Below are 24,643 nucleotides of genomic sequence, written 5' to 3'. Positions count from 1 at the left end.
AAAAAAAAAGATATTTGAAGAAATTATGATTTTCCGCAAACCGTCATCATTAAAAAGCTTTGTATTTCTTTTTTAAGTTTACGCCTTCGTCTTACTTAAAAACGCTTAAAATTTAAAATTCTCTGTTTTGACTTTGCGTTAAATTAAATAGTACTCCAAGTAACAGATATTCAGAAAAATAAAATATGGAAAAGATAAAAATAGACATCACAATTTTAGCTCCGGTAAAAAAAGTTTGGGATTACTACAATGATCCTGAACACATCGTAAAATGGAATTTTGCCCACGAATCATGGGAATGCCTGAGTTCTGAAAATGACCTCAGAGTGGGTGGGAAATTCAACAACAGAATGGAAGCCAAAGACGGAAGTTTCGGATTTGATTTTGTAGGAATCTACGATGAAGTAGAGGAAAATGAATTGATCAGATACCACATGGAAGATGGCAGAAACGTCGAAATCGTTTTTGAAAAAGCAGACGAAAATACAACGAAGGTGAAGATCAGCTTCGATCCTGAAACGCAAAACTCTGTAGAAATGCAGCGTGAAGGTTGGTATGCGATACTCAACAACTTCCACAAGTACGTGGAAAACAATTAGCATCATTTTTCAGTCATGATCAATCTGATAATTATGGCAAAATATTTAAAACCTTTTTGTAGTGACTGTCATGAAGTTTCAGGAGATTTTTTGAAGGGAGTGGTTGCTATGCCTGCGAGAAGAGCATTGCAAAAAGAAAAAATAGATTCTCTGGAAAAACTTTCAGATTATACAGAAAAAGAAATATTACAATTTCATGGATTCGGGAAAAATTCAGTCGAAAAGCTGAAGATATATATGAATCATCATCATTTCTCCTTCAAACCTTAATCTGTCGGCTAAAATTGTTATTTTTAGGGCGCCTTTATCCGCCCTCCATTCCCGCTTTTTTGTTCCTTGCTTTTTCCCTGGCTTACAAAAAGAGCTCCATTCAGGTCGGGGCGCGTGCAATTCGGCGTCTAATAATGAGTTAGAAAAAATAAATAATATGAACAACGATATTTTCCCGTGTCTCTGGCACAATGAAGACGCAAAAGAAGCTGCAGAATTTTACTGTAAAGTTTTCAACGGAACAGTCACTGCTGATACTCCCGTGGTAATGAATATTGAACTCTTCGGGCAGAAATTAATGCTTTTAAATGGCGGTCCGCAGTTTGAAAGAAACGCTTCAATCTCTTTCATGGTATTGTGTGAAACTGAAGATGAGGTTCAGAATTACTGGAATCAGTTATCCAATGGCGGAATCGTTCTGATGGATCTTGGAGAATATCCATGGAGCAAAAAATATGGCTGGGTTAGAGATCAGTTTGGAACTACGTGGCAACTGTATCTGGGCGAAAAACAGGGCGATCAGAAACTGATTCCAACATTGATGTTCATTCATCAAAACAACGGAAAAGCTATGGAAGCGATGGAATTGTACACTGAAATTTTCCCGAATTCCAAGGTTGGAGGAGTTTTACAGTATGGAGAAGGTGTAGGTGATGAAAATCATGAAGTTCCGGAGAATGTACAGCACGCTCATTTTGAAATAGACGGCTACAGTTTTTTCTGTATGGACAATTCTTATGACCATAAATTTGATTTTAATGAAGGTATTTCAATCGTGATAATGACCGATGACCAGGAGGAAACCGATCACTTATGGAACTCTTTAACCCAAAATGGCGGCAGAGAGAGCATGTGTGGCTGGCTGAAAGATCCGTTTGGCGTTAGCTGGCAGATTGTTCCCAAAAAATTGATTCAGCTGATGAATGATTCTGTTCAGGAAAAGGCACACAAAGTCGTTCAGGCGATGATGAAAATGCAGAAAATTGTAATTAAGGATTTGGAGCTCGCTTATATGAGTTAAGAGATACAGGTTTCTGGATTCTGGATTCGGGATTTGGGAGCGGGTTATCTTTTACAAAATTTAGATAGAAGATTCGAATTCGGGTATCGGATATTGAAGAAAATTTCAAGCGATGATGAATAAGCAATACTTGACTGATTCCACAGAATAAAATATTTACTTCTTTAAATCTCAAATCTCAAATCTCGAATCTCGAATCTCGAATCTCAAATCTCAAATCTTGAATCTTGAATCTAGAATCTTGAATCTTGAATCCCTCACCTCGTTTCGGCTTGCCGTTTGTTGTTATCAGTGGAAAAAAGATTTGCCTATGAAGACGCAGAACAAGTCAAAATCATTATCAAAAGTCCCGAAAGATGGACTTCATCCGGAGATTATCCGTAAAAATTATCTCGGAAGTAAAAAATTACTTAATAAAAAGGCCATCATTTCAGGTGGAGACAGCGGAATTGGTCAGGCTGTAGCAGTTCACTTCGCCCGCGAGGGTGCTGATGTTGCCATTATCTATCAGGAAAACGACAAGGACGCCAGGGAAACTCAGAAACTCGTTGAAAAAGAAGGCCAGCAGTGCCTTCTGATGAAAGGTGATATTTCTAAAAAAGCATTCAGAACAAAATGTCTTGAACGGGTTAAAAAACAGTGGAAAACTTTAGACATCTTAGTTAATAATGCAGGAATTCAGTTTCCGAAAACGGATTTTGAAAAAATAGCGGATGACCAAATTGCAAAAACGTTTGATGTTAATATTATTTCCATGATTTCTTTCACCAGAGATTGTTTAGAACTAATGGATAAAGGCGGGAGAATTATCTGCACAACATCGGTTACTGCCTATCGTGGCAGCAATCATCTTATCGACTACTCCTCGACAAAAGGTGCAATTGCGACATTTATCCGATCGCTTTCCGTCAATTTAGCAGAAAAGAAAATTCTAGTAAATGGCGTTGCCCCGGGTCCAATCTGGACGCCATTAGTGAAAGAAACATTTGAAGATATTGCATCTTTCGGAAAAGATACTCCTTTGAAAAGAGCAGGTCAGCCCTCTGAAGTTGCGCCGGCTTATGTTTTTCTTGCATCAGAAGATTCAAGTTTTATCACCGGAGAAATTATTCACATTAACGGCGGAGATTTTGTAGGAGGATAAATCATTGAATCTAAACCTAAACTTCAAAACATGGAACTTTTAAAATTTGAAATAACAATAGATGCCGCTCCCGAAAAAGTCTGGAGCGTGCTTTGGGACGAGTTTTCTTACCGTCAATGGACATCGGCGTTCACAGAAGGCTCTTTTTACATAGGAACTTTGGAAGAAGACAGCAAAGTACAGTTTTTAGATCCTGATAACAACGGAATGTTCAGCAGAGTGGTGAAAAATATACCTCAGAAAGAAATGGTTTTTCTACATTTAGGAGAAATCTACAGCGGTATCGAAACTCCGATGGATTGGGGTGATGCTACAGAATCTTACTTTCTTGAAGAGACTGATTATTCTACCAAATTAAGATTGGAAATCAACACTTCAGAAGAATTCAAAAGTTTCTTTGAAGAAAAAATTCCAATGGCAATTCAGAATGTGAAGCATCTGTCTGAAAATCAACTGTGATCAGTCCTCTTAGCAAGAATTGTCCTTAATTCCACTGGGAAATTTGCGCGATTTTTACACCTGAACTGTGAAACCTGCTTAAAATTAAAAAAATATGGAAACACTATCTTATGAAACCGTAATTGACGCACCCAAGCAAAAAGTTTGGGATGTGTTATTTGGAAAAGAAACCTACAGCGAATGGACTCAATTTTTCGGTCCGGGATCGCAAATGAAAACCGACTGGAAAGTTGGTGGCAGAACCTATTTTGTAAATCAAAAAGGTGCAGGAATGGTTTCTACCATCGACAGTATTGAAGAACCTGATCAGATGATTTTCAAACATCTTGGGATGATTGATGAAAATGGAGTGGAAGACACCGAAAGCATGGAAATCAAGCAATGGAGCGGATGTTTTGAAAAATATATTCTCATTGACTATGATGGCAAAACCAAACTTCATGTGGAAGTTCAGACCGAAAAAGATTGGGAAGAGCACATGCAGAATGGTTTTACCAAAGGTCTGGAAGTTGTGAAAAATCTTTCAGAAGCGAAGTAAAATATATTTTTAATTACAGTTCAATTATACAACCCTGCCAGCGTTTCGAACGCTGGCAGGGTTGTTTGTTTTTTTTAGAAGTTTTATGTTGATATCTAAAAAAATGTTTTGGCGAAGTCGTGTCATAGCCCAGATAGAAACGGCATCCTTTTTTGCGTTGGACGGAACGAAGTGGAGACCAATGCAAAAAAGATATAGTGGATAGCTGGAAATAGCTCCTTAAAAAAATATGGTACAAAACACGATTAACAAACGAAAAATTGAAATGTCAAAAAAAATCTTTACATTCATTAAAGTAAAACAAAAACAACAATCGTCATAGCAATATGGAGATTGCCGAGAAAATAACAATGCCACAGAAGGAAAAGGAAAACATTATTTCGCAGACCGTATCAAACTACGGTGGAAAACTGATGTCTTTCATTCGCCCGAAAGTGAAAAATACCGAAGATGCGGAAGATATTCTTCAGGAGGTGTGGTATCAGTTCAGCAGTTTGACCAATCTTTCTGAAATCGTAAATGTCGGCGGATGGTTATATCGTGTTACTTCCAACAAAATCATTGACAAATACCGTAAAAAGAAAACTGAAAACCTTGAAGATTTTGTCTATGAAGATGAAGACGGATCGTTTTCGATAAAAGATATTCTGTTGCTGGACGACAGTGCGGGACCCGATGTGAAGATGTTTCAGGATGAAATTTGGAAAAAACTGTTTGAAGCTTTAGAAGAACTTCCGGAAAAACAGAAACTGGTTTACATGGAAAACGAACTCAATGATAAAACTTTACAGGAGATCGCTGATGAACAGGGAGAAAATATCAAAACGATCATCAGCCGTAAAAATTACGCAGTAAAGCATTTGAGAAACAGACTGAGACAGTTGTACGAAGATTTAAATAATTAGAAATAAAACAAAATGAACAATAAATATAAAAAAAGCTGGGCACTTCTAATTTTATGTCCGCCCTTAATTTTCCTTGCCGTTGCGCTGATTGTAATGTGGCTTTGGAACTGCATTTTACCCGAAGTAATTGGTGTGAAAACTATCAGTTACTGGCAGGCGATGGGAATTCTGGTGTTGAGTAAAATTCTTTTTGGTGGATTTCACGGGAAATTCGGGAGGGGAATGAGAGATATGAAAGAGAAACATCTGCAGCATAAGATGGAAGGGATGTCTGACGAGGAGAAGGAAAAATTCAAAGAAGTCTGGAGACAGAAATGTTCAACAGGATTTTTTAACAGAAATAACGAATAGGTTCAGGAATTTTCTTTCCCCAACCCTAAAGGGAGGAAAATTTCTTCATTAACAACATTATTGATGTCATCCTGAGCTTGTCGAAGGATTTGCGAAATTAATTTTGATGAATTTAAAATAAGTAGTAAAGTAAAAACTAAAACAAATTCGTCTCTATAAAAAAACAAGAAGTAGTAAAATTTAAAATTTAAGAAAATGAAAAATTCAGTATTAAAAGGTGTTCTTGGAGCACTTGCCGTTGCCGGAGTTGCAATGGTTGCCAAAAAAGTAATTGAAAGAAAAAGATTTGTAAGAGGTATTTTTAATGAATACGGAATCAAAGAAAAATCACCTTTCGGACTGGCAGACAAAATCAGAGAAATGGATGAGGAGCAGTATCAGGAACTGAAAGGAAAGTTTAAGAAAGAATTTGCTTCAAGATGTTGCAGAAAAGATGCGAGAAAAGAAGATTTTGCAGAAGCATAAATAGAAAGTAACTAATGAAATTGTTTAGTTCCGGCGCAAAAAATGTGTCGGAATTTTTTTGCCACGAATGCACGAATTTTCTTTAAATTTAAATCAAAACAAAGTTTGTTATTCCGGAGGAATCTTGACGACGAAGATAAATGAATTCTTAGATTCTTGACAGAATAACAAATACGATAATCGTTCACTCAAAATTAAAACTAACTAACACTGCTGTCATTTGCTGATTAGAACGTCTTTGCGAACGAGAAATGCACAAAAAACCTAAAAAATATCTTACCGACCTTTTCGTTAAAATAATACGTTCGTTTTGATAAAATTCGTGCATTCGTGGCATCATTATTTTTGCCCGCAAGAACAAAATCCTTATTTTTGTTAGCCTAAATGAAAGACTACTACTATTTTCTCGGGATTTCTCGTGATGCTTCGGATGAAGACATCAAAAAATCCTACAGAAAACTTTCGTTAAAATACCATCCTGATAAAAATCAAAACGACGATTTTTTTGCTGAACGTTTTAAAGAAATTCAAGAAGCGTACGAAACGCTGAGCGATAAAGGGAGAAGGATTACTTACGACCAGAATTTAGAAAGTCTTCAGAAAAGTTTCAGATACACGGTTCCGCCTTCAATTAAAACTTTTTCGGCGAATAAAATTCATGCGAAAAAAGGTGAGGAAATCATCATCACATGGCAGACACAGAATGCTGATGTGGTGAAAGTTTTACCGTTTGGTTTGGAAAAGGCTTATGGAGAAAGAATTTTTAAGATCACAGAATTTAAAAACGGAAAATTTCAGTTGTTGCTGCATGCGACCAATTCGCTTTTGCACAAAACTGTTGTTCAGGGAATTACAATAACGGAAGTTTTTGAATCTGACGGAGAAAAGTTCAGAGACAGAGCGGAGGAATTATTTAAGCCACAACCCAGAACGGTTATCAACCGAAGAGGTTATCCAAAGATTATGTTGCTGATTTGGGGAATTATCATTCTGGCAATTGCTATCTATTTCTGGATCAGCAATTTTATTTAAGTTTTAAGAAATCCAAAAACTCTCAGACACTAAAACACTCCAACCCAATTAAGCCAGTTTCTTATTTCCCGGACATTTTTTGCATCGTTTCCCTTTCTTGAATTTTTTACAGCAAGATTTTTTGTCGCCACAGAACATTTCTTCATTCGTGAAAGAAAATACCGGAGCCAATGGCGGAACTTTAAACGGAGTAATGTTATTCATACTGCAAATATATTAATTTAGAATAAATATAATTAATAAAATTTAAAATTTCTTTAATAGCTGATTAGTAAAGGATTTGAGACAATATTATGTGGGAAAATTTATAGATGATTTCATTAATTAATCACAAAAAAACCTTCAGCTTTTATAAGTTAGATCGAAAATTCGACGATGTCAAACGGCTTTGTGAAACTTAAGAACCGCTAATAAGCAAAACCCAAATGTCTTTAGTATTCAAATTAGGCTTCTATCAACAACTTAATAAACTCAAATCGTTCCGATAGAAGATTTAAATAAATTCCGGATTATCATTCACAACCGGTCATTTGAAAGATTAAAAACTTCGATTTTAAAGCCAATTGCAAAAAGCCAATCTCTGACAGCGACTTAGGTTGTGAAATCATTTTAAAAATCGTAATTTTACGAATCTTTTTTTTCAAACAAAATCTAATATATAAAAATGAATACAGAGCAGTTTGTGAGCCGTCACATTTCCCTAAACGAAGCCGATAAGCAGGCAATGTTGGAAAAAGTTGGCGTTTCAAGTATCGAAGAATTGATTTCTCAAACCATTCCATCATCAATCCGTTTAGAAAATGATCTGAACATTTCAGAACCGCTTTCAGAATATCAGATGCTGAACCATTCGAAAGAACTGGCGGCTAAGAACACTGACTATACAAGCTATATCGGTTTTGGATATCACAATACCCTGTTGCCATCGGCGATTCAGAGAAATATCTTTGAAAACCCAAGCTGGTACACAGCGTACACGCCTTACCAGGCAGAAATCGCGCAGGGAAGATTAGAAGCTTTGCTTAATTATCAGACTGTTGTGTGCGATCTGACAGGTTTTGCTTTGGCAAATGCATCTTTGTTGGATGAATCTACGGCGGCTGCAGAAGCGATGCACATGTTCTTCAACAACAGAACTAAAGATCAGAAAAAAGCAGGAGCCAATAAGTTCTTTATCTCTGATTTGGTTTTACCTCAAACCGTTTCTGTTTTAAAAACAAAAGCTGAAGGTTTAGCAATCGAAATCGTTGAAGGTGATCACAAAGCGCACCAGTTCGACGAATCATATTACGGAGTTTTACTGCAATATCCAGGAAAAAACGGAATCGTTTTAGACTATACAGAGGATATCGCTGAATACAAAAAATTAGACTTACAGGTTGTTGTTGCTTGTGATCCTATGGCTTTGGTTAAATTGAAATCTCCTGCATCAATGGGCGCTGACTGTGCGGTTGGAACTTCGCAGAGATTCGGTATTCCATTGGGTTATGGTGGTCCTCACGCAGCATTTTTCTCATGTAAAGAAGATTACAAAAGAGATATTCCGGGAAGAATCATCGGCGTTTCTCAGGATATGTACGGAAAACGTGCATTGAGAATGGCTTTACAGACGAGAGAGCAGCACATTAAAAGAGAAAGAGCGACTTCAAACATCTGTACTGCTCAGGTTCTTTTAGCGGTTATGGCTGGAATGTACGCTGTTTATCACGGTCCGAAGGGATTAAACTACATTGCTGACCAGATTCACTTTAAAGCCAATGCTTTGAAAGGCGGATTGAAAGCTTTAGGATATCAGACAGTTGAAGAGCCAATCTTTGATACGGTAAAAATCGTGATGGCTGAAGATGAGAAAGCAAGATTAATGAGAATGATGCTTGATCATAAATTAAACCTGAACTATTTTACAGAAGGCGTTATCAGCATTGCGATCAACGAAAGTACAACGCTTGAAAAACTGAATGTTTTGATGGCTTCTTTCGCTCAGTTTAAAGATAAGCAGACTTTTAAATTAGAAATAAAAGAAGGATACAGCATTCCTGAAGAAAATCTTAGAAAAGATGAGATCTTAACGGAAGAAGTATTCAACAAATACCATACAGAGACAGAATTGATGCGTTACATCAAGCGTCTTGAAAGAAAAGATTTATCATTAACTCATTCAATGATTTCTCTTGGTTCTTGTACCATGAAACTGAACGCTGCGACTCAGATGTTGCCGCTTTCATGGGCAGAATGGGGAAGTATTCACCCATTTGTACCGGTAAATCAGGCAGGCGGTTATCAGGAAATGATCAGAGAATTAGAGAAAGATCTTTCTGAAATTACTGGTTTTGCAGGAACTTCACTTCAGCCCAACTCTGGAGCTCAGGGAGAATATGCAGGATTGATGGTGATCAGAGAATATCACATCTCAAGAGGTGAGGGTCACAGAAATGTGGTGTTGATTCCTCAGTCTGCACACGGAACCAATCCGGCTTCTGCAGCAATGGCAGGAATGAAAATTGTTGTCGTTAAAAACCTTGAAAGCGGAGAAATTGATTTTGAAGACTTCAAAGCAAAAACGGAACAGCACTCTGAAAACCTTTCTTGTGTAATGATTACATATCCGTCAACTTACGGATTCTTTGATGCCAATATTAAAGAAATTACTCAGTTGGTTCACGATCATGGTGGACAGGTTTATATGGATGGTGCCAACATGAACGCTCAGGTTGGATATACAAGTCCAGGAAACATCGGAGCAGACGTTTGTCACCTAAATCTTCACAAAACTTTTGCTATTCCTCACGGAGGCGGAGGCCCTGGAGTTGGTCCGATCTGTGTTGCGAAACATTTGGTTCCTTTCTTGCCAACCAATGCCAACATTAAAGTAGGTTCAAAAGAAGCAATCGAAGGAATTTCTGCAGCGCCTTACGGTTCTGGATTGATCTTAAATATTTCTTACGCGTACATCAAAATGTTGGGAACTTCAGGTTTGAAAAAAGCAACTGAGCACGCGATTTTAAATGCAAACTATTTAAAAGAAATCTTAGCGGAGCATTTCCCTATTTTATATTCAAATACAGAAGGTAGAGTAGCCCACGAGTGTATCGTAGATTTCCGTCAGTTCAAATCTTTAGGAATTGAAGTGGCTGATGTTGCAAAAAGACTGATGGATTACGGTTTCCACGCACCTACGGTTTCTTTCCCGGTTGCAGGAACTTTGATGATCGAGCCTACAGAATCTGAAAGCAAATCTGAAATCGACCGTTTTGCAGAAGCTCTTATTGCCATCAAACATGAAATCGATGAGATTGCCAACGGTGAAGCTGATCAGGCAAACAACGTATTGAAAAACGCTCCTCACACCGAGCAATTGGTAATTTCTGATTCTTGGGATAAACCATACGGCAGAGAAAAGGCAGCTTATCCGTTGGATTGGGTAAGAGAGCACAAATTCTTTGCTACTGTTGCAAGAGTTGATGAAGCTTACGGAGACAGAAACTTAGTTTGTACTTGTGAGCCGATTGAAGCTTATATGTAATTAAAAGTTTTTTTATATAATTAATCCCTTTCAGTTTTGAAAGGGATTTTTTGTAGACGAAATTGATTGATTAATAATTCAGAACAACCAATTCTACTTGCTGGTTAATTTTTTTTAATTACAAAAAACATTCATTATCTAATTAAATCCCGCCCGAAACTCAACCGGACTTTGCTGGGTCTTTGTTTTAAACAATTTACTGAAACTCTGTGAGTGCTCAAATCCCAATTCATAAGCAATTTCTGAAACAGATAATTCTGTCGTTGATAATTTTTCCTTTGCTTTTGCAATCAGCTTTTCGTGGATGTGCTGTTGAGTGGAAAGCCCAGTCAGCTGTTTTAACAAACTTCCTAAATATTTACTTGAAATATTCAGCGTGTAAGCGACCAGTTGCACTGAGGGCAAACCTTTTGAGACCAAATCTTCGTTGTTAAAATAATCATTCAATACATCTTCCAACCTTTCCAAAATTTTATGATTCGTGATTTTTCTGGTAATGAATTGTCGTTCATAAAAACGTTGTGCATAGGTGAAAAGCAATTCCAGTTGGGCAATGATCACATCCTGACTGAATTTGTCAATATTAGAATTGTATTCGCCACGTATATTTTCAATGATACCATTCATCACCGTTTCTTCTCTGTCGGAAAGAAACAAGGCTTCGTTGGTGGCGTATCCGAAATATTCATATTGCTTTATCTTTTTTGCCAGTGAAGAATTCCACAAAAAATCGGGATGAATAAACATCATCCAGCCTTCAAGGTTTGGCGGAATCCCACTTTCTTCACCTCTCAAAATCTGTCCGGGCGCCATAAAGGCCATCAACCCTTCATCGAAATCATATTTCTGCTGACCGTACAATAAATTATCACAACCCCGTTTCAGAGACACTGCGTAAAAATCAAAAACCACAGCATTCACATCGGAATCATTTGTAAATTTTGAAACATCTACAATGCTGATCAAAGGATGGTTGGGCTGGGGAAGTCCTGCAATTTTGTGAACTTCAGAGATAGATTTTATCCGGAATGGACTGCCGTTTTTCATTATAATTATATGCTTACTTCTTTTTACTGATATTTTTCTTTTCTGTTGGTGGTGGCAGAAAATTTTCTGGTGTGATAACCTTTTTGCCGGTTTTATCCTCTAATGCAAGTCTCGCATCTTTCGCAATTTTTCCGCCCTTTTTGCCAGCAACGGCATTTTGTGGTACTCCTTTGGCTTCGTCAACTTCAGCAATTTGCCTGGTCGAGAGTTCGGCTAAGGCAGTAAAAATTAGTTCTGCCTCGCTCATGTGGTCTCTAAGGTTCTGAGTTTGCAAACCTTTTAAATTTTTATGCTCTTTTACATTCAGACCTGTCCATTCCTGATGAATGATGTTGGTTAGAAAAGCAAATTCGTCAGATTTTTCCACACCGTTTTCTTTCCAGTAGTCAGTGAGTTTGTTGCGGGTATCCTGACCGCTCATTCGTTGCTGTATCCACTTTTCGCTTCTCCCCAGTTTCTGCCAGTTTTCACGTGCTCTGTCAATGCTTTGTTCAGGGTCAGAGATTTCCTGCATTCTTTCGTAACCGACTTTTGCAAGCCACTGTTTGAAAGGCTCTGCTTTAGGCGATGGAACGGATTGGATAATGCGTAGTAATGCTTCGGTATCGGCAACATCGGTATCGCGCATTTTTCCGTCATCGGCTTTCATTTTCAACCGTACGATTTTATCGTACACTTGACTTCCTTCATTGGTAAGTTTCTTTTTCAGGTCACTCCAATACCTTTTCGGAATACTGCTTCCAGTCAAAATTTCTATCACATCAATAACAGAAAAATACCATTTCTCTTCCTCCTCGTCCCAATGTGTACGAACCTGCTTTTGCTCGAATATTTTTACGGCGTTTTCTTTCATTTTTTGAGTTTTTGTTTCCACTAATTTACAAAAATACTCTGTAAAAAATCTGTACTGATGAGTTATTGTCTTCGAAAAAATCCAAATTTTATTAAGATTTTACAAACGGATATTTCAACCAGATCAACACCAAAGGCATAATCAAGAACGGAATTTCCATTAAAACCATTTTAAAATTTCCTGATCTCACTGCCAATGCCATAATGATCACAATCGAGATTGCATTAAGCATATTTCCCAGGAAAAAAGTTTTAGGAATGATCAGCAAAATACCAATCAAAATAGTCAATCCACCAAAGATGGGAATCATGGTTTCAGTGATGCCGAGCTCGTTCATCATCTTTAAAGATTCGGGATGTTTCTTGTAATTCAAAGTGTCCCAACCATGCTGGAATGCCAGAAAAACTGAAACCAGCAATAATACCAGAGAAATAATACTTTTTACCATTGTTTTTATTTTTAATCTACATTTTTTGTAACGAATGCACTAATTTTTTAATATTTAAATTTAAAAAAAAATCAAACTAACGAAAAGTTTAAAACATCATTCATGAATTAATAATAAATTATTTACTTTTCAATTTTTTGATTTCTCTGAATTCCCTGTGACCAAAGTTCAACAGGACATTCGGCATAAGTCGGGTGGCCATTTTTATAATTCTGATAGGAAAAGGTTTCAGTTCTTTTTTATCTTTCAGAAGTCCGTCAATGGATATTTTTACCATCTCATCGGCATTCATCATCATTGCGGGATTAGGTTGTTTTACCCAATCATTCTGGAGATTTGTTTTCACTCCCGGTGGAATCATTTCAAAAACTTTCACATTTGTATTTTCAAGTTGAAGTCGCAAAGCCTGAGTGTATGCGCGGATGCCGGCTTTTGTGGCACTGTAAATCGGGGCAGGTGAATAACTCATAAAAGCAATTCCTGAACTTACGTTAACGATACCTGCTGATTTTTGCTTGAGCAAATGAGGCAAAAACTGATGTACCATTTGAATTGTTCCTGTAAGATTGATGGCAATTTCACGGTTGATATTTTCCAGATCTAAAGACTGATCCTGCAAATCGATGAGACGCATCATTCCGGCATTGTTGATGATGATATTTAAATCCGGGAACAGCGTGGTGACGTTGTCAAACAAATCTTTGATATCCTTGGGATTGCTCACATCACTTTGAAAAGTATGCACATCGGGAAACTGCTTTTTCGTTTCATATAACGCTTCAAGGTTACGGCCTGTTACGATAATTTTAGCCCCAATTTCGCTGAGCTGTTTTACAAATTCCAAACCCATTCCGCTGGTTCCTCCGGTGATGAGGATGGTGCTGTTTTTTAAATCCATTGCTGTTATTTTTTGTTGAAGCAAAGTTCTGTAGAAAACAACTGGTGGATGTAGCCGAAATTCTGAATTCTGTAGCCAAAGTGGAAGGTGATGGAATAAAAAAAGCTGAGGTGTACTCAGCCATTGCCATTTATTATGAATTCTTATTTTTTATCTGCAGTGCTCCTGAGTGACACCGGGTAGCGTTCACCAACAATTTTAATAGTTTCTAATGCCATATTTATTTTTCTTAATTCGCTGTCTGACAGTACAATATTAACTGCCCCAATATTTTCTTTCAGACGGGAGAGTTTTGATGTGCCTGGAATGGGTACAATAAAAGATTTTTGAGCCAGTAACCATCCTAATGCAATTTGTGCAGGAGCAGCATTTTTTTCTTTTGCCATTGATACAACCAAATCCACTAATGCTTGATTTGCCTCGCGATTTTCCTTAGTGAAACGCGGCAACATTGTTCTGGGGTCATTTTGATCCAGTTCTATATCAGCGTTGATTGTACCGGTCAAAAATCCTTTACCCAAAGGGCTGAAAGGTACCAATCCAATTCCCAACTCTTCTAAAGTCGGTATGATGCCGTTTTCGGGTTCACGATAAAACATCGAGTATTCGCTTTGTAAAGCGGTTACAGGTAAAATCGAATGTGCTTTTCGAATGGTATTGCTATCAGCTTCAGATAATCCAAAATATTTCACCTTTCCTTGCTGAATCAAATCTTTAACAGTACCGGCAACGTCTTCAACAGGAATATTTGGGTCGGGTCTATGCTGATAAAATAAATCAATGACATCTGTTTTTAATCTTCTCAACGAATTTTCCGCTACGGATTTGATGTTTTCAGGACGGCTGTCTAATCCTTGTTTTACATCACCGTTTTTAAAACCGAATTTGGTGGCGATAACGACTTTGTTCCGGAATGGCTGCAGTGCTTCTCCTACCAATATTTCATTTTCGCCATAACCTTGTGCTGTATCGAAAAATGTAACACCTTGCTCTACGGCTGCACGAATTAATTTAATATTTTCTTCTTTTGATGGTGCGTGTGGAAAACTTAATCCCATCGCTCCGAAACCTAATGCCGACACTTCCAATCCGCTGTTTCCTAATTTTCTCGTATCCATTTTTTTGTCTTAAAAATTAATAAAACAAATTTGACACAATAATAAATTATATCATTTGCCAAATGGCAAAAAGCATTTTTTTAACGGATATTTTTTCTTATTCTACTTAAAGAAGATTGTGTAATTCCCAAATAGGAAGCAATGTAAGACAATGGTACACGATTCGCCAACGTCGGAAACTTTTGAATGAAATCAAGATAGCGTTCTTTGGCATTTTGTGAAACCAACTCGCTTCTTCTGGTAATTTTTTCGCTGTGATGTTTTGTAATTATTTTTTGAACGATGCTGTCCCAGCCAATAATGGTGTTCGAAATATCTTTCCAGTCCTGTTTTGAAAATACTACAAGTTTACATTCAGTTATTGCCGACAGATACTCAGAGGGAGTGTAAACTTCATCTACTGTATTTCCGGATAAGATAAGGTGGTTTTCGTCAATGAAATAGCGTGTGATCTCTTCGCTTTTGTTGTTGTAATAAAAGACACGGATAACCCCTTCAGTTAGAAAACCAATCTGTCTTACCGTTTTTCCTGCTTCCCAATAGAATTCTTCTCTGTGAAGTTCCGTTTCTTTGGCTTTACTTTTAATGAGATCAATTTGCTGTTGGTTTAAAATACCAAATTGCAAAACATATTCAATAAATTTTTCCATTTTACAAAGTTATTAATTGGCAGCTTTAACGCATTTGTCATTTGTCAAAAAATGGTGTTTAAAAAGTTGGTTTCACTTTGATTTTATTTTTAAAGCTCTGAAATATGCAATTTAAAAAGCATTTTGTAGACTCAAGGTAGGAACGTAAGTAATGAGAAAAAGCTGAATTACACTTTTAAGAATAAATAAGATTTGACATTAATGAGATAAAGGAATTTACAAATTTCCTCAATGATTTCTAGCTAATTAATATCAAGTTAACTTAGTGTAGTTTATATGATTTAAAACGTAATTATTTGATTTTTAATTGGGTAGCAGGATGGGGCAGGATGCTCAAATTTGTCAATCTGGGTAGATTGGTTAACACAAAATTAATATTTATGAAAGACAGATCTTTACTATTTAAGCAGACCCTGAAATCACTTTTGCTTTGTGGTATTACACTATCCACGGCGGGTATGGATGCGCAGACTTTGGCATTTCCCGAAGCTACCGGTTTCGGAAGATTTACTACAGGGGCAAGAGGAGCTGCCAATCCTCAGATTTATCTGGTTACAAATTTAAATGACAGCGGTGCGGGATCTTTCCGTGATGCAGTGAGCCAGCCTGGCAGGTTTGTTATTTTTAAAGTTGGCGGAATTATCAGTCCACAGTCGGTGATCGCTGTAGCGAGCAATACAACTATTGCCGGACAGACAGCCCCTGGAGAAGGAATTTTATTTTTAGGTTCCAGAGTTTCTTTTTCAGGATCCAATAATACAATCGCAAGATTTATGCGTATCCGTTACGGCGGAACAGCTCAGAATCAGGATGCATCGGGGATTTCAAACGGTGCCAATATTATTTTAGATCACATGTCTTTCAGCTGGGGAACGGATGAAGTCTTCTCTATCAACTGGGACAATAACGGGAACAGTCCGGATAATATCACCATTCAGAATTCTATTTTTGGGCAGGGATTACACCGTCACAACCATTCCGCGGGCGGCTTGATGCAACCTTCCGCAGGCGGTAAAATCAGTCTGATCGGAAATTTATATACATCTAACAAAACCCGTAACAATAAAGTAAAAGGAATCAACGAATTCGTCAACAATGTTGTCTACAACTGGGGAAATTACGGGAACACCTATGGTCACACTCAATCCGGCGAAGCTTATATTATGGGAGGTGATTCTGCCGGAGCTTCATTTGTGAATATTATCAATAACTATTTTATCGGAGGTCCCCATACAAGTGGTTCAGTAACAACACCATTCAGTGTTGGAAATGCGAATTTTAATCTGTACGGTCCTGGAAATTACTTTGATAACAATAAAAACGGAACTCTGGACGGAACTTTAGTTCCACAGGATTTAACGGGATATCCGGTTGGAGATATAAATTCAATTCAGTCGACAGCTTATGATTATCCGATGAAAAATCCGACATTGACGGCTCAGCAGGCATACGACAAAGTGGTAGCGGATGTTGGTGCATCGTATCCGAAACGTGATCAGGTGGATGGTCTTATGGTTTCAGATTTACAGTCTAAGGGAGCTTCTGCTGCATACGTTTATGTACAGTCTGATTTAGCTGCACAGTACGGTTTCGTAAATGGTGGAGCAGGTCATATCTACGGTGCTCCGGCTCCTCTGGATACGGATAACGACGGAATGCCGGATGCATGGGAAACAGCAAACGGATTAAATCCAAACGTTGCTGATGCATTAAATGTAAGTACCACGAACGCACCTTATTTAAATATTGAAGTTTATATTAACAGTTTACCAAATACTGTAGCTCCGGATTTCGTCAATCCGCCGACCGCTGTGAATTTTACCAATGCTCTGACATCCGGAACTCCTGCTGCCAGCTCACTGACAGTAAACTGGAGTGATAATGCAACCAACGAAACCAATTATGTTCTGGAACGTTCACCAAACGGAACTGCATGGACCGTAATTGCTACATTGCCGGCAAATACTACAAGTTATAACGAGACAGGCTTAACACCCAATACCCAATACGTGTACAGAGTAAAAGCGGTGAATGCTACAGATTCTTCTGTATATTCCAACAATGCATCTGTAACGACGCCACCAGTACCTTCAGCCCCAACTAAAGCAGTAACTCCGACTCCTTCCAATAATAATTTAAATGTAGACTTTGCAAACGGTGGTATTCTTTTGAAATGGACAGGAAGCACAAATACAACCAGCTACACAGTGCATTTCGGAACAGATCCGCAGAATTTAACGAATGTGGCAACTGTTCCTTACTCTGCCACACCTTCGTATCAACTGAATAATTTAAATACAGCAACCGACTATTACTGGAGAGTCGACGCTTCGAATGCTTTAGGTTCTGTAACGGGTGATGTATGGAATTTCCGTGCACTCACACCAAGCCTTGTAGGAAACTGGCCTTTCTCTGAAGCACCGACTGAAGGCGAGCAGATTGCAGACGTAACGACATATGCCAACCATGGTACTTTAAATGTAGCTTACGATAATGCAAGCGTAAGAGTTCCGGGGAAAGAAAACTTCGCACTTGATCTGGCAACTTCGCCGAATACTCCATACATCGCGAGTATTCCGCATCAGGATCAGATTATGTTTAATACCAATTCATTTACTGTTTCATACTGGATGAAAGCTCCGGCAAGTATGATTCCGACGTCTACGGCAACGAGTCTTTATGTTTTGTGTAAAGGTTCAATTACAAAAAATACAGCAACGGGTGCAACCGGGAAACGTTTTAACGTAGAAATGAAAGGTGGTCAACTGAGATTTGCCATCGATGATGATGTAACTAAAAAGGAGATTACTTCACCTATTGCCAACTATTTCAACGGAACATGGGTGCATGTGGTTCTTCAGAGAGATATTACTGCTCATAAGATCAGAATTTACAGAAACGGTGTATTCGTGACGGAAACTGACGAAACTGCAGTTGGAGGAATTGGTGAAGCCAGTGATTTCGTGATCGGAAATATTGGTGAACTTGAGTTCCAGTCTACGGCGAATGCTTCGGCTCCTTACAGAGGTGCATTTGATGAATTGAAAATGTATAATTATGCTTTAACTCCCGCTGAAATCAATGCCCTGTACAGTCAGGCAGTGCTGGCTAATGCGGAATTCAGCATCAGTAAAAATGTAGGATCGGTTTATCCAAATCCTGTAAAAGATCAGATTAACATTAAACTTCCTGAGTACAAAAAATCCAGTCTTACGGCTACAGTTATTGATATGTCTGGAAAAGTGATCCTTAAAGAAGAGGTAAAAGCTAACGGAAACGGAGTTTTCAACCTGAATGTTGCAGGGAAAAAAGTTTCAGGGAATTATATTCTGAATGTTTCGGGAGACCAACTGAACAGCAACTTTAAAATTATTATTCAATAAAAAGGTAAGAGCACACTTAGTTAATTTCATATTCATTAGAAGAATCCTTTCAATTTATTGGAAGGATTTTTTTGTGGGAAACCACCCCGTCTTCTCCCTTTGGTCGAATCCACCCCTCCAGAGGAAGGGAATGGTACGTGGTTGAGTGATAAGGTCAATACTTTTATGGAAAGAAAGTTATGCGTTGTGAGAGTGGAATGTTGCGGTGTACGGTTGGCTGTTTTTTGAAGATATTTCTTTACTATTTGCAGAAAAGAAAAAGTATTTTGCGGTAACGTGATTGCTTATGAGCGGAGCAATATTTCTTTTGGTCGGAGTATAATCGCTTTTGGGTGTAGCGGTATTTCTTTTGGGTGGAGTATAATTGTTTTTGGGTGGAGCAATATTGCTAAAGAGTGGAGTGAAATTTCTTTTGGATAAAATATGATTGCTTTCGGATGGAGCTACATTTCTTTTGGGAGGAGTGGTAGTGCTTTTAGAGACAGAATGGAAATAAAAAACGCCGGTCAGTTAATAATGGCCAGCGTTTTTTGTCAGGTTATTTTTTTAAACCTTTAATCTTCAGTCCCGACACCTGTTTAAATTCCGGACTTGTTGCTCCGAACACGGATTTGATGTATTTTTTGACAGCGGTGGCTGTTTCATAAATGCTGTTTTCTTCGGTGTACAGAATTTTATTTCTGCTGATTCTGGAAGTACTGAGTTCGGCAAGTGCTGTATTGACGGCAGTTGTTTTGTCACGTAAATCCTGAATTTTTGCTGTAATTGTTGCTACATGCAGTTCTGTTTCATTGGGTGCGTAGCTGGGCTCTGTTTCGAGTACTGATTTCAGTCCTGATAAATGCTCAATGATCTGATCAAAAGACTTCTGACTTACAGAATTGGTTTTGGGATCAGGGGCATTGGGATCTGTGGATTCTTTGGTTGGTGTGGCGCGTTTACCCAATATTTTCTGTCGGAAAGATTTTGCATTTTTGATGCTTCCTGCAGATGCATCTGTTATTTCCAGAGCATTGACTAATCTTGAGGCCAGCGTCCCGATATTGCTGAACGCCAACTGTCTTTCGTCAACTTTGTTTTTGTAAATGTTCTTTTTTGACAAAGTATTTGCCATTTCTGAATCTGCGGAAGCCTTGAGAGCGAGTAATGCGGGCAACTGAATGCTTTGTTTTGACGGATTGTAGGCTGCTCCGTAGCCTTTAACGAATTCTATTAACGTCTGGAAATTTGCAATGTTTTTTGCATGTCCGGTTTCGGATGTTGATGCCATAAGTCATTTGTGTTTAAATTGTTAGCATAACAAATATAAAAATATTTTTGGATTTTAATTATTTGTCAGGGTTTTTTTAAAGGATAAAGCTCGCGTGGGGGCGAGGTTTTTTATGTTGATGATTATTAATGATTGGAAAGTGAGGTTGCGTTTCTTAACGTGGGTCAAGAGCGAGACGCTTGCGCCGACAGGGAAGCGCTGTTTTTTATTTTTCAAGTGTTTCCATTATCCAATTCAGGCAAACTTCTGAATCCATGATTGATCAGGAATGTGGGTTTTTCGTTCCGTCTAAGCGAACTCCTTTTCCTTGACTAACTATTACTGTAGCGTTTTCATTTCCCATTATTTTTAAGTGGTTTATCATTGAGATGATGTCAATTCCATTCCAATCATTTAAATCACGATGTCTTTGATCAATTAGCCAATCTGTATCCAAATCTGTAAACATTAAAAGAGGCATCTTCTTTAAATACTTTGCGTTCCCACCATCCTTTGCTCCATAAGAATAGATAGAATTTTCTACATATTTTTCCGGAAATTTTTCCGGAGATCCTCCATAAATACTGTCCCAATTATTCTTAATCCATACTGCTTCATCTACTCCAGGCTTATAAATATTTCTCTCGATTTCTCTCTCGCAATATTTATAAAATCTTGCCTGGTCTAAAGGTGCGTCTAAAGCAAAAATACCTTTCGGAATCAGAAAAAACTTTTCGGGATTTTTGGTTGACTTTTCTGCGTAAGTTAAAGAAATCATTGCGCCGCTTGAAAGTCCACCGAGTATAAATTTCTCTTTCGATACTTTATGCTTTGCGACAATTTCACTGAAAATTTTATCAAGTACTTTGAATTCTGCATCCCGATTATCTGTTCCCCAGTTTATGGATGGAACAATGACCATAATTCCTTCTTCAATGGCTATTTTGTGAAGCGTTATTTGTTTTAATGTATTTTCAACGAGTTCTCCACCAGATGGAATAATAACTAAAACACCTTTAATATTAGTTTTCGGTAGGTATTTATAATAAAATAATTCTGTAGAATTATCGTCATTGATGTAAAGTTCGGATTTATCTGTCTTGGAAACAGACACTTTTTCAAATTCCTGTGCATCACAAGGTAGAAGACTGAAAATTAGAGCAAAAATTATAATATTTTTCATTTATTGTGTTTTGAGTAAAGATATTTACTAACGTTTTGGTAGTACTTTTTAGGCTGTAGTGTTATTAATATTCTGTCTGTTCAAAGTCATAAATTATTCGATTTAGGATTGGCTTAATTAAGTTTATCCATTTTTGAACGTCTGTTTGGTCAAAATATACAAACCAAATGTCACTTGATTTATTATAGGTATTATCAGCTTTTTCAAATTTTTTCTTGTACCACTTTTGTATGTCTTCTGCTAAACTAAAAATATAATGGGTCTTCTGTGGTTTTTTAAATTTGTCCTTAATTTGATTTTCAGTTTTAGTGATTTCAGCAAAATCCGTTTCAGTCAAAAAGAAAGGTATTCTATGCCTAATGACAGTATCCAGACCTATTTCATTAGTCTTACTAATCTGGAGTTCAACTATAAATTTTGAACCTGCATATTTGTCAAAACCATCTCTCGAACATTGAAACCAAATTACCAAATAATATTCTTTAAGTTGTTTATAATAGCCTAGCATTCCACTTTTTGTCTTTATAAATCCAGAAGATTTTAAACCTGGGAAAATGAGACTATTGATTTCTCTATAAACTTCTGTTGATTTCATTTCAGGTTTCTATCAATGTTTTCGTTTTGTCAATTCTATTGGCATTGCAACTAATTTGTAGCTTCAATTATTTCGTTATCCAAATTTAAAAATAAATAAAGGAGTCCATTAAAAGAATAAATTTATTTCCAGATATGATGATAATGCGTTGTTTAAAGAGATTTAATATTATTTCCGTTTTCCAAACTCTCAATCAATTTCCCCTTCACCACCGTAAAAGCATAATCCTTCGCTTCCGCAAAAGAAATCCCAAACTTCCTTTCAATATTCCTTAAATCATGGGGGAATTTCACAAGAATACTGTCGTAAAAAGAATCCAGAAATTCTTTGGATGGCATTTCGTATTTTATTTTTAGCTGAAAGCGTCTGATGATGGCGGTATCTATAATTTCTGCATGGTTGGTGGCGCAGAGGAGAAGCGCATTTTCGGGATAATAGTCGATCAGCTGAATCAATGTGTTCACCAGTCTTCTCATTTCACCCACGTCTTTGTCATCGCTTCCGCGGGCTTTTCCGATCTGGTCTAGCTCATCAAGGAAAAGAACAGAACGTTCTCTGGCGGCTTTGTCGAAAATCATTTTGATATTTTGAGAAGTTTCTCCGATTCTTGAGGAAACAATATTGCTGAGGTTGAGAATGATGATATTTTTACCCAATGCATTCGCAACTGCCTTTGCAGTCATTGTTTTGCCGCAGCCTGAACTGCCTTCGAGAAGGATTTTGTTGTTCACGGGAAGCCCGTATTCCATCAGTTCTTTGGCGTAGGTCTGTTCTTTTATCAACTGTACAAACTGTGTCTTAGTTTGAGGTTCAAGGAAAACATCACCGAGCGTAATTTTTTCTTTGTCCTGAATGATGAGGTCGTACAGATTCATTTTAAATTTATTTTTGGCAAAGATAATAGGTTTCTGTATTTACATTTGGGAATTTAGAATAGAATCAAATTTAGAAAGATGGTTTTCATCTGCAAAATCAATGAAAAAAAGCGATTGCCAGTTTTTTGTTTTCACTGCCTGTTTACTTTCAGGATGATCCCAGGTTGGATAAACTCTGAACCCCCGTTTCCCTTGTTTAATCGGGCTTGCAAGAATTTGATTTTGAATTAAAGCCTCTTTTGTAAAAAAGAAAAATCCTGAATTTTCTGGTGTTTCAGTCAGGATGATGAAGAATGAAAATGGATCATTTGAGGTAAACGGCTCTGTATCTTTAGTTTTGAAGTTCCTCTTCCATAAGGTCACAAATTGTCCTGTTTTTGTAGGTGTAATTTTGGATTTCCTGAATTTTACAGTCCATTGGTCCAATAAAAAATTGAAACCGGAATATTCATGACATTCCAAATCTTCATGAACGTTTGAAATATCTAGATTAAGATGTGAAAAAACTAAACTGTGCAATTTTTCAAATGGTAAATTCATTATTTTTTTGGATTATGCAGACTTTGTAAAAGTAAATTAAAAATAGAATTTTTATCAAAAAGCTTTACAGTTTCTTTTCTCATATCTTTTAATGGAAAATGTTTTTATAAAGTTGAATCATCATAATTCAAACGTTTTAAAATTTCGGGCAAAAAAAAATCAAACCTGAAAAGTTTGATCAATTGTAAAAAATAATGTAGTTGAATGAATGAATTTCAAATGAAATTTCAAAAGTAAATTTTTTCTATAGGCTAACTGTTTATAAAATTAGTTTCCTTCTTTCTTAGCAGTTGCAAAATAAGATGATACTAATACTGCACAAGTTGCGATTCCGATATATGCGATCATAATTATTGAATTTTTATTTTATTTAAATTTTGTTGTGAATTCTGTAATGCAAATTTACGGCAAAATTTAGAATCTGCAAACCCTCGTATATGATGTTTATCACTCTTTTAAACCCTATTAACGGCTATTTAACATGATTTTAAATTGACGAATCATAACGGTATTTTGTTTTTAGTATTTAAATTTAATTATTAAATCACTAAAAAAATATCAAATCAGTAATTATTGTGCAGTACCTGTTGCGGAGTTGTTAATTGAAATATTACTAAAATAGTATGCCTTGCATTGAAAAAAATGAAAATTTTAAATAAAACTTAATATCAGAAATAGACGTTTTATATCAGATATTATCTACTTAAAAAGTTTCTGGTCATTCTCACAGAAAAAACTCATTCTTTTACTTTTTCCGGTTTCCCGTTTGGTAATTTCCTCGCCACATGCAGGACATTTTTTTCTGTGGTAAACCTGAAATGTCTTTTCTAAAGTGTCAGTGCGTTTGTATTTGACAAACTCCAAACCATAATTTTTGGTTTCTTTACTGATTCTTTTGAGTCTTGCTTCGCTGAGATTCTTAATCAAGGTTTCGGGATGAATTGCTGCGCGGAAAAGTGCTTCATTTTTTATGATATTTCCTACACCTGCAAAAATATCCTGATTCATCAAGGCATCACAGATCATCATTTCAGGATGTTGCTGCATTTTATCAATTGCTTTTTCATCACTCCATTTTTTGCTCATGATGTCTGCTTCCCAGTCGATTTTTGAAAGGTCCTTTTCATCAACAACCTTTACGACGCAGGTGTAAAAATACATTCCGTCCTCTTTGAATTTTAATCCAAGCTTCAGTGTGTCAATATCTTTTCTCTTAAATAAACTGTAGGAACCGAACATCATCAGATGAACTTTAAAAATAATTTTATCAAAAATAAGATAGGTCTGTTTGCCGAAGGTTTTTATTTCACGCAGTATTTCTCCTTTGACTTTTGAATTTTCAGGGACTTCGCTTCCTTCAATTTCTGTCACCTTTTCACCTGCAAATTTCTGCAGATCTTCTTTCATCAAAATTATGGTTGGACCTTCGGGCATAGCTTGTTTTTGTGTAAAAAGTCAAATATTATTCCTTTAAAAATAAAATTTACTTTAATTTTG

25 protein-coding genes are annotated in these 24,643 nt (G+C 36.9%); 12 read left to right on the top strand and 13 right to left on the bottom strand.

Translation table 11 applies throughout. The features are described from left to right. Positions 1–185: 185 nt before the first annotated feature. From ASG21_RS13425 to ASG21_RS13380, 10 genes are all read left to right on the top strand, one after another. On the top strand, positions 186–599 hold the full coding sequence (locus tag ASG21_RS13425) for an SRPBCC family protein (RefSeq protein ID WP_056081020.1): 414 nt from the start codon (positions 186–188) through the stop codon (positions 597–599). A 33-nt stretch (positions 600–632) separates the two neighbouring features. Further along, positions 633–869, top strand: a complete 237-nt coding sequence (locus ASG21_RS13420) for a DNA-directed RNA polymerase subunit alpha C-terminal domain-containing protein (protein ID WP_082482455.1) — start codon at positions 633–635, stop codon at positions 867–869. Between the two features lie 157 nt (positions 870–1,026). Further along, entirely contained in the window at positions 1,027–1,890 is an 864-nt protein-coding gene (locus ASG21_RS13415; protein WP_056081014.1) for a VOC family protein, read from the top strand. A gap of 310 nt (positions 1,891–2,200) precedes the next feature. After that, positions 2,201–3,034: an SDR family oxidoreductase gene (locus ASG21_RS13410; RefSeq protein WP_056081011.1), complete on the top strand. Its 834-nt coding sequence runs from the start codon at positions 2,201–2,203 to the stop codon at positions 3,032–3,034. A gap of 30 nt (positions 3,035–3,064) precedes the next feature. Further along, positions 3,065–3,493 (top strand): hypothetical protein, encoded by a 429-nt coding sequence (locus tag ASG21_RS13405; RefSeq protein ID WP_056081007.1) that lies wholly within the window; start codon positions 3,065–3,067, stop codon positions 3,491–3,493. A gap of 94 nt (positions 3,494–3,587) precedes the next feature. Further along, positions 3,588–4,031: an SRPBCC domain-containing protein gene (locus ASG21_RS13400; protein WP_056081003.1), complete on the top strand. Its 444-nt coding sequence runs from the start codon at positions 3,588–3,590 to the stop codon at positions 4,029–4,031. 350 nt (positions 4,032–4,381) lie between these two features. After that, on the top strand, positions 4,382–4,936 hold the full coding sequence (locus ASG21_RS13395; protein WP_128414330.1) for a sigma-70 family RNA polymerase sigma factor: 555 nt from the start codon (positions 4,382–4,384) through the stop codon (positions 4,934–4,936). A gap of 12 nt (positions 4,937–4,948) precedes the next feature. After that, positions 4,949–5,287 (top strand): hypothetical protein, encoded by a 339-nt coding sequence (locus ASG21_RS13390; RefSeq protein WP_056081001.1) that lies wholly within the window; start codon positions 4,949–4,951, stop codon positions 5,285–5,287. Between the two features lie 195 nt (positions 5,288–5,482). Further along, entirely contained in the window at positions 5,483–5,752 is a 270-nt protein-coding gene (locus tag ASG21_RS13385) for a hypothetical protein (RefSeq protein WP_056080998.1), read from the top strand. Positions 5,753–6,136: 384 nt separating this feature from the next. Then, positions 6,137–6,784 carry a DnaJ domain-containing protein gene (locus ASG21_RS13380; protein ID WP_056080995.1) on the top strand — a complete coding sequence of 216 codons (648 nt, stop codon included), beginning with the start codon at positions 6,137–6,139 and terminating at the stop codon, positions 6,782–6,784. Positions 6,785–6,832: 48 nt separating this feature from the next. Here the strand turns inward: ASG21_RS13380 and ASG21_RS20340 are convergent, their stop codons facing one another. Continuing rightward, the gene (locus ASG21_RS20340) at positions 6,833–6,988 is read right to left on the bottom strand and encodes a hypothetical protein (RefSeq protein ID WP_185113729.1); all 156 of its coding nucleotides are present in this window, start codon (positions 6,986–6,988) and stop codon (positions 6,833–6,835) included. A gap of 460 nt (positions 6,989–7,448) precedes the next feature. Between ASG21_RS20340 and gcvP the strand changes: the two genes are divergently transcribed. Then, positions 7,449–10,307 carry an aminomethyl-transferring glycine dehydrogenase gene (gene gcvP, locus ASG21_RS13375; RefSeq protein WP_056080993.1) on the top strand — a complete coding sequence of 953 codons (2,859 nt, stop codon included), beginning with the start codon at positions 7,449–7,451 and terminating at the stop codon, positions 10,305–10,307. 138 nt (positions 10,308–10,445) lie between these two features. On the opposite strand, the gene ASG21_RS13370 is transcribed toward gcvP, so the two are convergent. The 6 genes from ASG21_RS13370 to ASG21_RS13345 form a co-directional block, all read right to left on the bottom strand. Then, positions 10,446–11,354: an AraC family transcriptional regulator gene (locus ASG21_RS13370; protein ID WP_056080990.1), complete on the bottom strand. Its 909-nt coding sequence runs from the start codon at positions 11,352–11,354 to the stop codon at positions 10,446–10,448. A gap of 13 nt (positions 11,355–11,367) precedes the next feature. After that, positions 11,368–12,207 carry a Bro-N domain-containing protein gene (locus tag ASG21_RS13365; RefSeq protein WP_056080987.1) on the bottom strand — a complete coding sequence of 280 codons (840 nt, stop codon included), beginning with the start codon at positions 12,205–12,207 and terminating at the stop codon, positions 11,368–11,370. Between the two features lie 91 nt (positions 12,208–12,298). After that, the gene (locus tag ASG21_RS13360; RefSeq protein ID WP_056080984.1) at positions 12,299–12,655 is read right to left on the bottom strand and encodes a hypothetical protein; all 357 of its coding nucleotides are present in this window, start codon (positions 12,653–12,655) and stop codon (positions 12,299–12,301) included. Between the two features lie 118 nt (positions 12,656–12,773). Beyond that, entirely contained in the window at positions 12,774–13,553 is a 780-nt protein-coding gene (locus ASG21_RS13355; protein WP_056080982.1) for an SDR family NAD(P)-dependent oxidoreductase, read from the bottom strand. Between the two features lie 143 nt (positions 13,554–13,696). Continuing rightward, the gene (locus tag ASG21_RS13350) at positions 13,697–14,671 is read right to left on the bottom strand and encodes an aldo/keto reductase (protein WP_056080979.1); all 975 of its coding nucleotides are present in this window, start codon (positions 14,669–14,671) and stop codon (positions 13,697–13,699) included. An 80-nt stretch (positions 14,672–14,751) separates the two neighbouring features. Next, on the bottom strand, positions 14,752–15,321 hold the full coding sequence (locus ASG21_RS13345; protein ID WP_056080976.1) for a Crp/Fnr family transcriptional regulator: 570 nt from the start codon (positions 15,319–15,321) through the stop codon (positions 14,752–14,754). Positions 15,322–15,701: 380 nt separating this feature from the next. Between ASG21_RS13345 and ASG21_RS13340 the strand changes: the two genes are divergently transcribed. Then, positions 15,702–18,704 carry a LamG-like jellyroll fold domain-containing protein gene (locus ASG21_RS13340; RefSeq protein WP_056082404.1) on the top strand — a complete coding sequence of 1,001 codons (3,003 nt, stop codon included), beginning with the start codon at positions 15,702–15,704 and terminating at the stop codon, positions 18,702–18,704. Between the two features lie 538 nt (positions 18,705–19,242). On the opposite strand, the gene ASG21_RS13335 is transcribed toward ASG21_RS13340, so the two are convergent. From ASG21_RS13335 to ASG21_RS13310, 6 genes are all read right to left on the bottom strand, one after another. Beyond that, on the bottom strand, positions 19,243–19,974 hold the full coding sequence (locus ASG21_RS13335) for a hypothetical protein (protein ID WP_056080973.1): 732 nt from the start codon (positions 19,972–19,974) through the stop codon (positions 19,243–19,245). 262 nt (positions 19,975–20,236) lie between these two features. Then, a complete protein-coding gene (locus tag ASG21_RS13330) occupies positions 20,237–21,136 on the bottom strand; it encodes a hypothetical protein (RefSeq protein WP_056080971.1) in 900 nt (299 codons plus the stop codon). Between the two features lie 64 nt (positions 21,137–21,200). Then, the gene (locus ASG21_RS13325) at positions 21,201–21,731 is read right to left on the bottom strand and encodes a hypothetical protein (RefSeq protein WP_056080969.1); all 531 of its coding nucleotides are present in this window, start codon (positions 21,729–21,731) and stop codon (positions 21,201–21,203) included. Positions 21,732–21,883: 152 nt separating this feature from the next. Next, the gene (locus ASG21_RS13320; protein ID WP_056080967.1) at positions 21,884–22,606 is read right to left on the bottom strand and encodes an ATP-binding protein; all 723 of its coding nucleotides are present in this window, start codon (positions 22,604–22,606) and stop codon (positions 21,884–21,886) included. 39 nt (positions 22,607–22,645) lie between these two features. After that, positions 22,646–23,146 (bottom strand): MepB family protein, encoded by a 501-nt coding sequence (locus tag ASG21_RS13315; RefSeq protein ID WP_056080966.1) that lies wholly within the window; start codon positions 23,144–23,146, stop codon positions 22,646–22,648. A 699-nt stretch (positions 23,147–23,845) separates the two neighbouring features. Continuing rightward, entirely contained in the window at positions 23,846–24,580 is a 735-nt protein-coding gene (locus tag ASG21_RS13310; protein ID WP_056080964.1) for an endonuclease, read from the bottom strand. Positions 24,581–24,643: the final 63 nt, after the last annotated feature.

This window comes from Chryseobacterium sp. Leaf394 (assembly GCF_001424105.1).
Taxonomy (GTDB): domain Bacteria; phylum Bacteroidota; class Bacteroidia; order Flavobacteriales; family Weeksellaceae; genus Chryseobacterium.
This window is presented reverse-complemented; position numbering and strand designations above follow the sequence as displayed.